Genomic DNA, 14135 nt, shown 5'->3' on the forward strand with positions numbered 1-14135 from the left:
TTTCTTATAGTACAGTAATCATAAAACTTTCAAGTTGTCCCCAAAAAACAAATAGAATCATGACTGAAGAACATATCATTGCAGACAAAACCCTGATAAGGATCGCCAAAGTGATTTCGGTTCTATTCACACCGTTTTCTATCCCGTTTTTGGCATTCTTGATTCTATTCATTTTTTCTTATCTGCGCATCATGCCGCTGCAATACAAGCTGATAGTGCTGGGAGTGGTGTATTGTTTCACCATACTGATGCCTATGCTTACCATTTTCATCTTCCGGAAAATCAACGGTTTCACTCCCGAGGATTTGGCTGATCGCAAAAAACGTTATGTTCCGTTCATCCTGACCATTACTTCCTACATATTCTGCCTGCTAATGATGTATCGGCTCAACATTCCTTGGTATATGAGCGGTATCATTCTGGCAGCACTGATTATGATGATCATCTGTGTAGTAGTCAACTTGCGCTGGAAACTGAGCGAACACATGGCCGGTTCCGGAGCTATTGTAGGAGGACTGGTCGCTTTTAGTGCTTTGTTCGGCTACAATCCTGTATGGTGGTTGTGCCTGTTCATTCTGATATCCGGGGTATTGGGAACGGCACGCCTTATTTTAAGTCACCATACACTGGGCGAGGTTGTCGGAGGGTTTGCCGTAGGCCTGCTATGCTCACTGCTGGTGCTACACCCTTTGAGCAATATAACGTTCCGCATCTTGATGCTCTGACAACTGTCGGGCAGGAATAAAGGAATATGGATAAGATCTTACGTAACAAAAAAGAAAATAACAATTAGATAATTAACAAGAATATTAATCCCTTAAAACTAAAAATTATGAATTTTCCAACAGATGTAAAGTACACTAAAGAACATGAATGGATCCGCGTGGAAGGTGATATAGCTTATGTAGGAATTACCGATTACGCACAAGAGCAATTAGGTGATATCGTTTTTGTTGATATTCCCACAGTAGACGAAACATTGGCAGCCGGTGAGACATTTGGCACCATCGAAGTAGTAAAAACCATTTCAGACCTGTTCTTGCCGGTAGCTGGAACCATCCTGGAACAGAACGAGGCATTGGCCGACCAGCCGGAACTTGTCAACCAAGATCCTTACGGCGAAGGCTGGATCATCAAAATCAAACCTGCCGATGACGCAAACTTTGATGAATTGCTCGATGCAGAGGCTTATAAAGCACTGGTAAATGCCTGATAGCATTTACTAGCCTTATAGGCACATCTTCATTGTGATTGTAGTCTTCCCTATCAACTGAAAAAATAAATAAAGTAACGAATATGTATTCACCTATCGTCAGCATCATCATGGGCAGCACGTCCGACCTCCCTGTAGTAGAGAAGGCCGCACAACTGCTCAATGACTTGCATGTACCGTTCGAAATGAATGCTTTATCGGCCCACCGCACACCGGAAGCCGTTGAAAGCTTTGCCAAGAATGCCAGCAAACGAGGCATCAAGGTCATCATTGCCGCTGCCGGAATGGCTGCAGCCCTGCCTGGAGTGATTGCAGCCAATACTACGCTGCCCGTCATCGGCATTCCCATCAAGGGTTCCTCACTGAGTGGAATGGATGCCTTGTATTCTATCATTCAAATGCCTCCCGGCATACCGGTAGCTACCGTTGCCATCGACGGCGCCATGAATGCGGCCATCTTAGCTGTACAGATTCTGGCACTGAGCGATCCTATATTAGCCGAGAACTTCGCCTCCTATAAAGAAGGACTGAAGAAAAAAATAGTCAAGGCAAACGAGGATCTGAAAGAAATTAAATACGAATATAAGACCAACTAAGCCATATCTTCTTAAAAGAACTGGCTGTATCTTATAACAGTATGGGGTGTGTCAACATTAAGAGCAACTGCATATTGTTATTTTCGGGCACGGATTACACGGATTTTCACGGATTATTTTTCTCGTGTTTTTCCGCGTAATTCATGCCTAAAGAAAAATATTCCCTAATTTGGCACACCCATATTCTTATAATTCCAAAACACCAATCTTTAATCAATTATCTACGTGGACTTATTCAATTATTCTCGCCGAGAAACTTCGGAAGTAAACATAGGTGCTACCCCAATGGGTGGTTCCAACCCCATTCGTATACAAAGTATGACTAATACAGCAACGCAGGACACCGAAGCATGCGTTGCACAAGCCAAGCGTATTGTAGATGCCGGAGGAGAATATGTACGCCTCACCACTCAGGGAGTCAAGGAAGCGGAAAACCTACGGAACATCAATGCCGCATTGCGCCAGGATGGCTATACTGTTCCCTTGGTGGCCGATGTCCACTTCAACCCCAAAGTTGCAGATGTAGCTGCTCTTTACGCAGAGAAGGTCCGCATTAATCCAGGTAACTATGTAGATGCCGCACGAACATTCAAGCATCTGGAATATACCGATGAAGAATATGCCAAAGAGCTGCAAAAGATTCGTGACCGTTTTGTTCCGTTCCTGAACATCTGCAAGGAAAACCACACAGCCATCCGTATCGGCGTGAACCACGGCTCACTGTCCGACCGCATCATGTCCCGCTACGGCGACACCCCCGAAGGTATGGTCGAATCGTGTATGGAGTTTCTCCGCATCTGCGTAGAAGAACACTTCACCGATGTCGTCATTTCCATCAAAGCCTCCAATACGGTAGTAATGGTACGTACCGTACGCCTCTTGGCAGAAGTCATGGAAAAAGAAGGAATGCATTTCCCTCTCCACCTCGGAGTAACCGAAGCCGGTGACGGAGAAGATGGACGCATCAAGTCGGCTCTTGGCATAGGAGCGTTGCTTGCCGACGGACTTGGAGACACCATCCGGGTTTCGCTGAGTGAAACACCCGAAGCGGAAATCCCCGTAGCACGCAAATTGGTTGACTACATCGGACAACGCAACGACCATCCTTACATCCCCGGAGCAACGGCCCCAGCATTCTCTTACCTGAATCCTGTGCGCCGTACCACCTATGCCGTGCGCAACATAGGCGGTGAGCAGCAGCCCGTAGTAATTGCCGCACGACTGGAAGGTAAACTAGACTTCAATCCGCAATTCATGCCCGACTATGTATATATCGGGCACAGACAACCCGAAACGTATACAACAGAAGGGAAAGAGGCATCCGAAGTACAATTCATTGTCGATGCCGATATCTGGCAAAACCAACCGAATACGTGGCCTGCCTTCAAAAGCGACCAGCTGCCGTTCCTCAGCGCCTGCAACTCTCCGCTGAAGTTCCTCTTCATAACTTATATGGGACTGAACGACGAAGCTATTGCCTGCCTGAAATACCATCCGGAAATGGTACTTATCGCGCAAAGCAATCATCCTAACCGTTTAGGCGAACAACGTGCACTGGTGCACCAGTTGATGAGTGAAGGTTTGAAGAATCCTGTCGTTTTCTTCCAGCACTACGCCGAGGCTGAAACCGAGGACTTCCAGCTCAAGGCTGCTACCGATATGGGAGCACTGATATTCGACGGATTCTGCGACGGAATCTTCCTCTTCAACCAGAACAACCCGCAAAAGGACCTGCACATCGATGATAAACTGATCGATGCTACTGCCTTCAACATTCTACAGGCCGGACGGTTACGTACCAGCAAAACTGAATACATCTCCTGCCCCGGTTGCGGACGCACACTCTACGACCTTACCCAGACAATAGCCCGCATCAAAGCGGCTACAAGCCATCTGAAAGGACTGAAAATCGGAATCATGGGCTGTATAGTGAATGGCCCCGGCGAAATGGCCGATGCCGACTATGGCTATGTAGGTGCCGGACGAGGCAAAATCAGCCTGTACAAAAAGAAAGAGTGCATCGAAAAGAATATCCCCGAGGAAGAAGCAGTAGAAAAACTGATAGAACTGATAAAAGCCAACGGAGACTGGAAAGAGGACAATCCGAAGGCTTAACCTCTCTCCTAAAAAAGAATGAGCGGGAATGTATGCAAAACAAACATTCCCGCTCATTCTTTTTATATGCCTGAATTTACATGCTTAACCATCCAGCAACAAACCTAGTTCACTGAAAACCTACAGATATAAGTTTATTTCTGTTTACTAAAAATAAATTGATGGTTTAATCTGCTTAAAGCAGAATAAAACAACTTACCTAACTTACAATTACAGGTTAACGCTTTCTCAAATATCAGCAGGCTTCTTCTGCTTGCTTAAAGGAAGAGAGATTCCGATATAGGCGTTTACATTCTTCGAATTCTCGCCTAAATACATATAGTCTGTTCCTACGAAAAGCGGACCTAACTTCACTGCTACACCAAATGTTTTACCCGATCCTTGCAGAACAGAATAGCTGGCAGCCAGATTCAAACTGTTTGCAGGACGGAGATTAGCCGAGAACGTCAACTCATTCAACGTCTTTGGCTTAGCAAAACGGCTGGTATAAAGCGCTCCTACTGTCAACCAATTGCCCAGCAGAGCATATTCGGCACCGATTACCAGCGTAGATGTCAGACTGGTTGAACGCGACTTAGCTTCATTTTCATCGACCTGCATCTGCAACATATCAAAGTTCAGTACCTCGCCGCTACCTACTACATTGGCAAAGCGTTGCACTTCATCTACCTTTCCTTGCAGCGTAGGTTGGTTAAAGTCAAAACTTAAGTTTTCAGAACTTCTGGAAGTTGCAACCGATGTACCGTTCTTACTCCACTTCATAAAGCCCAAGTCGAGGATAGAAGCAGAAAGCGTCAATCGATCGAGCAGTTTATAAGAGGCTCCCAAGTCAATTGCTGCACCATAGCCGGCAATACCAAGTTTATCGCCTTCAAACTTAAACTCATCAATATAACCATCTTCATTTTCCTGAAGTTCCAATCCTTTGAACGAGCTTTCCAAACGAGCTTCCACATCAATACGTCCTGTACCACCGATTTTCTCTGCCAGTTCATTGGCATACTCCTGATCATCTGCTACACGACTCCAGTCCAGATTTTCTACATCAGCAATACCTTGCAAATTCGTATTAACTGCAATTTTGTTTATATCCAGCTTCATATTACCAATACCCAACAAGGCTTTCACACGTCCACCTACCGTCAAACGAGCATTAATATCACGTGCAAAACCTACACCAATCTCGGCATACGAATTGATATTCAGACTTTCCTTGCCTACTGTACGGTTATAATTCGACCAATCAATCGAATTAATATCCACACCATTCATCTCACGCATGAATTCAAACATAGTTCTTGGAACAGAAGCACCGATATCGTTACGCAAACCAATATTAAATGACCAGAAATTCTTCCCCTTATACCAACCGGCAGAGATGATATCGGTACTCAGGTTAACATTCAGTTCGTTCGTTGCATCCAAACGGTTGATAAAATCACTACTCATGAAGTAATCACCATCGCTACTGTTATCTATAATGTCTATCACATCTTGATAACCCAACGAAGATGTATTGACAGTAGCGTTGAACGAACCTATTACAGGAAGATTAAGATATCCGCGTCCTGGAGTCAAAGCAGGATTTAATTGCATACGATAATGACTACCCTCCATAAAATAAGAAGTACGAAGAAACTGTGCCTGAGCAGGAACAGAACCGAGCAGCACAACACACAACAATACTTGCCAAATTTTAACGTTCTTCATAATTTTGTCCGTTTTACAATTGCCGATGGATTCCCTCATTCAGCATATAAGGAAACAAAAAAGACGCAGGAACCACAAAGAATTACTTCTTAACGTCCGTTTATTCTTTTTTGCAAATATAGGCAATACGAATAGGACTTACAAGCCACAAAAAGGAGAAATAGAACATAAAAGCCCGAACAGTTGTACTATTCGGGCTAAAATAAAGATTAAACGGATTTATTATTCTTTCACTTCCGGTGAGCTCAGCATCTTGCGATATTCCTCCGGACTAGTCAGTATTTCGACTGCTTTCTTCAAATCATCATCATCTTTCAGCTGCTCGATAATGGCTCCTCGCTGATAATAATAACGTTTCACAATCTCCAAAGCTATCATGTTTTTGATATCCTTTGAGAAGTAATCCAAATCACGGTCCAGGTTATGGGTCAGTTTCTTCTCCAAAGCATCGAATTCTTTAGAAGCATCTGTCAGATAGCCCTCGAACTCAGCCATTTCCTTCAGGCTTTTCAGAATCTTTTCCGTCTGCTGGTCATACTTGAAATCGACTTTCTTCACCATTTCCTTAAAATCGGCATAGTCTGCGTCGGTTATCACAAATTTTTCCGGTTCGGCTATGGTAGCATGCTTCAGACAGTACTGGGTAGCATAATTGAAAATCAGATTGTCGTTGACCAGATAGAACAGAATATTGGGAAGTTTGTCCTGTTTTACCTCAATATCAGGAGTCACACCACCACCGTCGCGTACCTCTCGACCGGCAGCCGTATGGAACACAGTAGTCAGACTGTCAGGAATACGTCCCACACTGCCATCCTCGTTGCGATGCTTATAGTCAATGGCCTGCACACAACGACCGCTTGGAATATAGTATTTGGATGTGGTCAGCTTCATCGTTCCTCCATAAGGAAGCATACGGGTAGTCTGTACCAATCCCTTACCGAAAGTACGGTTTCCAACAATTACTGCACGGTCAAGATCCTGTAATGAGCCCGCCAGAATTTCCGACGAAGAAGCCGTAGAACTGTTCACCAGCACCGCCAAAGGAATATCAAGATCCAACGGTTCACGCAAGGTTTTGTATGTATTGCTGGCCTGCTTTATCTTTCCTTTGGTAGTTACCAATACCTTTCCACGAGGAAGAAAGAAATTTGCAATCTCGATAGCTTCGTCCAATAAACCTCCTCCATTGTTGCGCAAATCGATAACCAGCGAAGTGATTCCTTTCTTCTTCAAATCAAGAAAGGCCTGTTTGAATTCTTTCGAAGGATTGCCGGAGAACGTACTCAGATTGATATACCCGATCTGATTATCCAGCACTGTATAATAAGGTATAATAGGTAACTGGATGGAACGGCGCACGATATCAAAATCCAATGGTTTTTCCGTTCCCGGACGCTGTACAGTCAGCTTGAATCCAGTGCCCACCTGTCCACGAAGCATTTCGCTTACTTCCTGATTATTTTTCCCAGCCAAATCTTTCCCGTCAATAGCCATCAGTACATCACCTGCTTTCAGTCCCGAAGTAGCAGCCGGCATTCCTTCATAAGGTTCGGCAATCACCGAACGCTTCAGCTTGGCATCCCAGGTAATGATAGAGCCAATACCACCATAAGAGTTCTTCAGCATTTGCTCCAGTTCGCTTTGGTCGTCTTCGGGATAATATTCCGTATAAGGATCGAGCGAATAAAGCATGGCATCAATACCTTCGCGAATGGTTTTGTCCGGATTGATGGTATCTACATAAAACAAATCCAATTCCTTGACTATCGAGTTGAATACATCCAGATTCTTTGCAATCTGAAAACTACGGCTATCACCGCTCTTAAAGCCCCAAAAGGCTACCGCGCCCAGCACCAGCATCATGGCTACCAGCCAGCGTAACTTAAAAATCTTTTTCACGTCAATCAGTTATTAAGTTCGAGTTTTCCTTTTATCACATCCCATTTTTCTTCGGGCAATTCTGCACCAATCACCTGAATCACCTCACCGGAAACAAGACTGGCAATCCGTGCACAGCGTTCCAAGGCATAACCGCTTGTCAGTCCGTACAGAAAACCTGCAGCAAAGTAGTCGCCCGCTCCGGTCGTATCGACAACACGGTCCACCTTGCAAGCATCAACTACTATCGTTTCAGTACCTTTACGTACCAGCGATCCGCGTGCTCCCATCTTCACCACAGCAATACTACACATTCCTGCAATCACATCCAACGCTTCTTTTCCTTCCTTACCAGTAAAGGCTTTAGCCTCTTCTTCATTGGCAAATACTATATCTACGTATTTATTTACTAACAGCAAAAAGAAATCCAGATCACCAGCAACAATATTGAAGCTGGCCATATCGAGACATACTTGCAAACCTGCCTCCTTGGCAAGTTCAATAGCATGCAAAATCACATCGTGATCCTGCACCAGATACCCTTCAACGAACAGATAAGCATATCCACGGAACATATCTAATGTAAGCTCTTCAGCTTTCAAAGCAGCGGCGGCCCCCAAATGAGTGGCAAATGTACGTTCGCCATCAGCAGAAATAAAAGTAGAGGCAACCCCCGACGGCAAGGTATCCGAAGTAAGCAAAAACGTTTCCGTACCACGCTTCTGAAACTTTTCCCTGAAAAAATCGCCGTAACGGTCATTTCCTATCTTTCCTATCAGTCCGGTAGCCGCTCCCAGCGAAGCAAGCGCATTTATAGCATTTCCCGCAGAGCCTCCCGTAGCCAAATGCGTTTCCTTCTTACTAAAGAAATCGTTAATTTTCAGCAGCTTATCTTCATCAATCAATGTCATGGCTCCTTTGGTAAGACCCATTTCTTTCAGCACATTATCGTCTTCGAGAGTCACCAGTACATCGACCAAAGCATTTCCTAAACCAAGTATTTTATCCATTTTTCGAAAAATTTTCTGCAAAGATATTGCATATTTCAAAATATCCTATTACTTTTGCAGCGCATTTGAGAAAAAACAACATTCTTCGTTAGCTCAGTCGGTTAGAGCATCTGACTGTTAATCAGAGGGTCCTTGGTTCAAGTCCAAGACGAAGAGCGAAACTCAAATGCAATATTCTTCGTTAGCTCAGTCGGTTAGAGCATCTGACTGTTAATCAGAGGGTCCTTGGTTCAAGTCCAAGACGAAGAGCAGAAAGCCACCATCAAGGTGGCTTTTTTCATATCTGTCAGTCACCGGCCAGCGCCAATGCCAGCACACTAATACGTATGTCGTCCACAGACTCGAACGCATCGGCACAGGCTGTAGTCGTAGCACCTGTAGTCAGCACATCGTCTACCAGCAAGATGTGCTTCCCTACAAACCGTTCGGGACGAAGAAGTCTGAAGACACCGTTCATATTTTCCCAACGTTCGTACGCCGACTTTTGCGTTTGCGATTCCGTATATTTTTCGCGTACAACCGAGGTAAGATCAACCGGAATGCCTGTCACACGCGAAATACCTTTTGCCAGACAAGCACTTTGATTATACCCACGTGCACGTTCTTTACGCGGATGCAGAGGCACAGGCACAATGACATCGATCCCGTCAAAGAAACCGCTCATCTTTAACTCAGCCGCCATGAAACGCCCCATCACATCTCCCAAGTCCTGCCGCTCCTCGTACTTCAGCAAATGCAGAATACTGTGATAAGCACTTCCCTTCCGATAGAAAAAGTATGCCGAAGCACGCTCTATCGGAAACTTTCCCCAAAACATGCGTTCTACCGGATTATCTTTCTTCAAATGATAATTCGTACGGGGCATATCGATATTGCAGGAGATGCAGATTCCCTCTTCACCCTCCATCAGGACTTCGCCACACACTGCACAACGATAAGGAAAAAGCAAGTGCAGGAACGAATGAAGCCAGAGTTTTACAACCTCCCACATAAACCACCGGGTTACATTTTCGGCGGAACTTGAGCCACCAGTTCCAGTAACAGCGGATGCAGATAACCGTTAGTGGCCACAACGTGATGACCTTCCAGAAAATTCTCATTTCCATAGAAATCGGTTACTCGTCCGCCGGCTTCCTGCACCATAAGGGCTGCTGCAGAGAAATCCCACTTACCAATAAAAGCCTCCAGCCAGCCATCGAACCGACCGGCAGCCACATAACAGATAGCCAATGCTGCCGAACCATTCATACGAATACCGCCTACCTTACCATAAAGTTCGTGTATCAAATGCTCGCCGGTACGGGCATAACTGTCCGAGTTATAAGGAAGTTCTACTACCAAAAACGAATCTTCGACACGTTTTACTGCAGATACCCGCATCGGCTGCCCGTTCACATAAGCACCTCCACCCTGCCAGGCATAGAAACACTCATCCCGACACGGATCATAAACCACACCCGACAAAAGCGACTGCTTGTTGCGCAAGGCTATGCTGACACAATACGGAGCATTGTCATGAATATAATTCGTCGTTCCGTCCAGCGGATCGACCACCCAACAGTAAGGTTCGTCGTGATATTCGGCCGATCCCTCTTCGGTGATAAAACCTGCCTCGGGCAACAAGTCACGCAATGCCATCACCAACCGGCGTTCCGACTCCTTGTCCACGTATGATACATAATCGTGCGCATGTTTCTCCTGTGCCATTTCACGACGGAAGTTCAGCCGTTCGCTTTTCAGAAATGCACCCGCTTCGCGGGCTATGCGGCAGACGTCTGCCGTCAGCTTCTCCAGATCTAACATCTTTTCCATATATATGTCTGTTTACCAAATTCTGCATCCATACAGTTATTCAAGTGACAAATGTAGCAAAATAGCGTGAAAATAAATCTTTTGCATTTGAAAGTTATCCCTCCAAATTGCATTATCTTTGCCGACAAAGCAAAAAGACAAAGAACATGGAACATCCTTTATCACAATTTCAATATTGCCCAAAGTGTGGTTCACACCGCTTCGAGATTCATAACGAAAAATCCAAGCAATGTCCCGACTGCGGTTTCATCTACTATTTCAACCCTTCGTCGGCAACCGTAGCACTCATCGTCAATGAACAGGACGAACTGCTGGTCTGCCGGCGCGGTAAGGAACCGGCCAAAGGTACTCTTGACCTTCCAGGCGGTTTTGTCGATATGTTCGAAACCGGCGAAGAAGGTGTGTGCCGTGAAGTAAAGGAAGAAACCGGTATGGAAGTGACCCGTGCCGAGTATCTTTTCTCGATACCCAACATTTATATCTATTCGGGGTTCCCCGTACATACGCTGGACATGTTTTTCCACTGCACTGTGAAAGACTTGCTTCACTTCAAAGCCATGGACGATGCCGCCGATGCCTTTTTCCTTCCGATAAAAGACATCCGGCCTGAAGACTTCGGCCTGACTTCCATCCGCAAAGGCCTGCAAAAGTTTCTGGAAAGCCGCAGACTCCGCGCGATTCTATAAAAAAGCCAAACAAATGCAACAAAATCAACCCGAAAAGCGTATTTTTGTCAGATACACATTCTAAAACCAAGAAAATGAAGAATAAAATCTCCCGGATACTCTGCACAGCCCTTTGCTGTGCACCCCTGCTCGCCACGGCACAGACCAACGGGCAAAACACCTCTCCCCAACGGCTTTATCAGGAGGGAGTAAACCTGTTTCAGCAGAAAGCCTATTCGGCAGCCATCCCGCCCTTGCAGGCCTTCATCCAGCAAACCGACCGAGACGGACAACCCCTTTCCGAAACCGCTGAACGGCTGGAAGCCGAATATATGCTGGTATGTGCCGAATACGAACTGCGCAACCCTCGCAGCACCGAGCTATTGCAAGCCTTTCTGGAGAAACACCCCGACACGCCTCACGCCAACCGTCTGCAGGCACTTATCGCCTCGACTTACTTCTTCAAAGGCGATTACGACGCAGCACTGGCCATGTTCAACGGTTCACTGCTCGACTTGCTCAGTAACGCCGAACGCGACGACATGACTTACCGCCTCGCCGTCAGCTATCTGAAAACGGGAAACACCCGCGAAGCTGCTACCTGGTTCGAGACACTGCGCATCGTCAGCGAGAAGTATGCTGCCGACTGTACTTATTATCTGTCGTACATACGCTATACACAACAACAGTATGACGATGCTCTCAAAGGATTCCTTTCCTTGCAGGATGACAAGAAATACCAATCACTAGTTCCTTATTATATAGCCGAAATCTACCTTATCAAGAAGAATTTCGACAAGGCCGAAATCGTAGCACAAAACTACCTGTCGGCCTACTCCGGCCAGCCCGATGAAGCTGAAATGTACCGCGTACTCGGTACGGCCGAATACCATACGGGCAAATACCTCGAAGCCATGAAGTCCTTCGACCAATATGCCAGCGAGAGCAACTCGCATCCCCTGCGACGCGATGCCTGCTACATGCAAGGCCTTGCCTGCTATCATTGCAAAGTCTACACCCGTGTCCCCGAACTGCTGAACGAAGTAGCCGACGGACAAGACGCTCTGGCTCAGAACGCATGGCTGCACATGGGTCTGGCTTACCTTCAACTGGACGACAAAAATAAGGCACGCATGGCTTTCGAACAGGCTGCCACTTCCAACGCCGACCTCAGTGTAAAGGAACAGGCTGCCTACAACCATGCCCTCTGCATACACGAAACCTCGTACTCGGCTTTCGGCGAATCAGTCACCGTTTTCGAGAAGTTCCTGAACGACTTCCCCAATTCGGTTTACGCTGACAAGGCAAGCAACTACCTGGTAGAAGTCTATATGAATACCCGCAGCTACGATGCTGCCCTGCAGTCCATCGAACGCATCGCCCATCCGGGCACAGCCATACTGGAAGCCAAACAAAAGATCCTCTTCCAATTAGGTACACAGGCATTTACCAACACCCAGTTCGAACAGGCCATCGGCTACTTCAGCCAAAGCATCAGCTTGGGGCAGTATAACCTACAGACCAAAGCCGAATCCTACTACTGGCGCGGCGAATCTTACTATCGTCTGAACCGCATGCAGGAAGCCGCACGCAACTTCAACGATTATCTGGCTCTTACCCCCCAGCGAAACTCAGACATGTTTGCCCTGGCCTACTATAACTTGGGTTACATTGCCTTCCATCGTAAAGATTACGGTACGGCACAAAACAACTTCCAGAAGTTCATTCAGCTGCAAAAAGGGAATAACCCCGCACTGCTGGCCGATGCCTACAACCGTATCGGCGACAGCTATCTGCACAACCGCTACTTCGACGAAGCCCGTCAATACTATACCCGTGCAGAGAACCTGAATACGCCGTCGGGCGATTACTCCTATTATCAGCTGGCTCTGGTAGCCGGATTGCAGAAAGACTACTCCGGCAAGGTGCAATTACTGAACCAGCTGGCGGCCAAATACCCCAGTTCGCCCTATGCCGTCAACGCCCTCTACGAAAAAGGACGTTCCTACGTACAGACAGGCAACAGCAGCCAAGCCATTGCTACCTTCGGCGAACTGCTGAAGAAATACCCCGAAAGCCCAGTCAGCCGCAAGGCTGCAGCCGAAATCGGATTGCTCTATTATCAGAATAACGACTACAACCGTGCCATCGAAGCTTATAAGCACGTAGTCACCCAATACCCTGGTAGTGAAGAAGCCCGTCTGGCCATGCGCGACCTGAAGTCAATCTATGTCGATGCCAACCGCGTAGACGAGTTCGCAGCCCTTGCCGCACAACTGCCCGGCAATATCAGCTTCGAACCCAGCGAACAAGACTCGCTGACCTACATCGCAGCCGAAAAGGTGTACATGAAGGGAGAAATCGCCCCTGCCAAGGAAAGCTTCAGCCGCTACCTGCAAAGCTTCCCGAACGGTGCTTTCATTCTGAATGCACGCTACTACCTCTGCGTCATTGCCAAAAAGCAACAGGACGACAATGCCGTACTCGAACATGCCGAGAAGTTGTTGGAATATCCCGACAATCCTTACTCTGAAGAAGCTCTGCTGATGCACAGCGAAATTCTGTTCAACCGTCAGCAGTATGACCAGGCCATGGCCGACTACAAACAGCTGCAAGCCAAAGCCTCGACAGCCGAACGCCGACAGCTGGGTACGACCGGAATATTGCGCTGTGCCGCCCTGCTGAAAGACGACACCGAAGTCATACATGCCGCTACCAGCCTGCTGAGCGAAGCCAAACTTTCGCCCGAGCTGCACAACGAAGCCCTGTACTTCCGTGCCAAGGCCTACCTGAACCAGAAAGCCACGCAAAAAGCCATGGCCGACCTGGAAGTACTGGCCAAGGATACCCGCACTCTCTATGGTGCCGAAGCCAAATACCTGCTGGCACAACAGCTCTATAACCAAGGCGAATATGCCAAGGCCGAAAAAGAAATACTGAACTTCATCGACCAGAGCACACCGCATGCCTATTGGCTGGCACGCAGCTTCATCCTTCTGTCCGATGTTTACGTGGCCTTGGACAAGAAAGTAGACGCGCGCCAATACCTGCTCAGCCTGCAACAGAATTATCAGGCCGACGACGACATAGAGACCATGATTGAAGAACGACTGGAAAAATTGAAATAATAGAC

11 protein-coding genes and 2 tRNA genes are annotated in these 14135 nt (G+C 46.8%); 8 read left to right on the forward strand and 5 right to left on the reverse strand.

What is annotated here, in order from left to right:
• Nucleotides 1-59 precede the first annotated feature (59 nt).
• The 4 genes from Q3C19_RS04540 (at nt 60) to Q3C19_RS04555 (ending at nt 3924) form a co-directional block, all read left to right on the forward strand.
• Nucleotides 60-725 (forward strand): hypothetical protein, encoded by a 666-nt coding sequence (locus tag Q3C19_RS04540; protein ID WP_022162911.1) that lies wholly within the window; start codon nt 60-62, stop codon nt 723-725.
• A 107-nt stretch (nt 726-832) separates the two neighbouring features.
• Nucleotides 833-1213 (forward strand): glycine cleavage system protein GcvH, encoded by a 381-nt coding sequence (gene gcvH, locus Q3C19_RS04545; RefSeq protein WP_022162912.1) that lies wholly within the window; start codon nt 833-835, stop codon nt 1211-1213.
• 83 nt (nt 1214-1296) lie between these two features.
• Nucleotides 1297-1809 (forward strand): 5-(carboxyamino)imidazole ribonucleotide mutase, encoded by a 513-nt coding sequence (gene purE / locus Q3C19_RS04550; RefSeq protein ID WP_022162913.1) that lies wholly within the window; start codon nt 1297-1299, stop codon nt 1807-1809.
• Nucleotides 1810-2034: 225 nt separating this feature from the next.
• On the forward strand, nt 2035-3924 hold the full coding sequence (locus tag Q3C19_RS04555) for a 4-hydroxy-3-methylbut-2-en-1-yl diphosphate synthase (RefSeq protein WP_302727510.1): 1890 nt from the start codon (nt 2035-2037) through the stop codon (nt 3922-3924).
• A 228-nt stretch (nt 3925-4152) separates the two neighbouring features.
• On the opposite strand, the gene Q3C19_RS04560 is transcribed toward Q3C19_RS04555, so the two are convergent.
• The 3 genes from Q3C19_RS04560 to Q3C19_RS04570 form a co-directional block, all read right to left on the reverse strand.
• Nucleotides 4153-5634: a DUF5723 family protein gene (locus Q3C19_RS04560; protein ID WP_302727512.1), complete on the reverse strand. Its 1482-nt coding sequence runs from the start codon at nt 5632-5634 to the stop codon at nt 4153-4155.
• 222 nt (nt 5635-5856) lie between these two features.
• The gene (locus tag Q3C19_RS04565) at nt 5857-7500 is read right to left on the reverse strand and encodes a S41 family peptidase (RefSeq protein ID WP_302727561.1); all 1644 of its coding nucleotides are present in this window, start codon (nt 7498-7500) and stop codon (nt 5857-5859) included.
• A 41-nt stretch (nt 7501-7541) separates the two neighbouring features.
• Nucleotides 7542-8525 (reverse strand): adenosine kinase, encoded by a 984-nt coding sequence (locus Q3C19_RS04570; protein ID WP_287641736.1) that lies wholly within the window; start codon nt 8523-8525, stop codon nt 7542-7544.
• An 82-nt stretch (nt 8526-8607) separates the two neighbouring features.
• Here Q3C19_RS04570 and Q3C19_RS04575 point away from each other — a divergent pair.
• Both Q3C19_RS04575 and Q3C19_RS04580 read left to right on the forward strand, forming a co-directional pair.
• Nucleotides 8608-8681: transfer RNA gene (locus tag Q3C19_RS04575), tRNA-Asn, on the forward strand.
• Between the two features lie 19 nt (nt 8682-8700).
• Nucleotides 8701-8774: transfer RNA gene (locus Q3C19_RS04580), tRNA-Asn, on the forward strand.
• A gap of 37 nt (nt 8775-8811) precedes the next feature.
• On the opposite strand, the gene Q3C19_RS04585 is transcribed toward Q3C19_RS04580, so the two are convergent.
• Complete coding sequence (locus Q3C19_RS04585) at nt 8812-9516, reverse strand: ComF family protein (protein ID WP_302727515.1); 705 nt, start codon at nt 9514-9516, stop codon at nt 8812-8814.
• A gap of 11 nt (nt 9517-9527) precedes the next feature.
• Entirely contained in the window at nt 9528-10328 is an 801-nt protein-coding gene (locus Q3C19_RS04590; RefSeq protein WP_071148538.1) for an inositol monophosphatase family protein, read from the reverse strand.
• Nucleotides 10329-10483: 155 nt separating this feature from the next.
• Between Q3C19_RS04590 and Q3C19_RS04595 the strand changes: the two genes are divergently transcribed.
• Nucleotides 10484-11023: an NUDIX domain-containing protein gene (locus Q3C19_RS04595; protein ID WP_302727517.1), complete on the forward strand. Its 540-nt coding sequence runs from the start codon at nt 10484-10486 to the stop codon at nt 11021-11023.
• Between the two features lie 74 nt (nt 11024-11097).
• Entirely contained in the window at nt 11098-14130 is a 3033-nt protein-coding gene (locus tag Q3C19_RS04600; RefSeq protein ID WP_302727519.1) for a tetratricopeptide repeat protein, read from the forward strand.
• The last annotated feature ends 5 nt before the right edge of the window (nt 14131-14135 follow it).

Source organism: Bacteroides sp. ET489, assembly GCF_030518095.1.
Lineage (GTDB): Bacteria > Bacteroidota > Bacteroidia > Bacteroidales > Bacteroidaceae > Bacteroides > Bacteroides ndongoniae.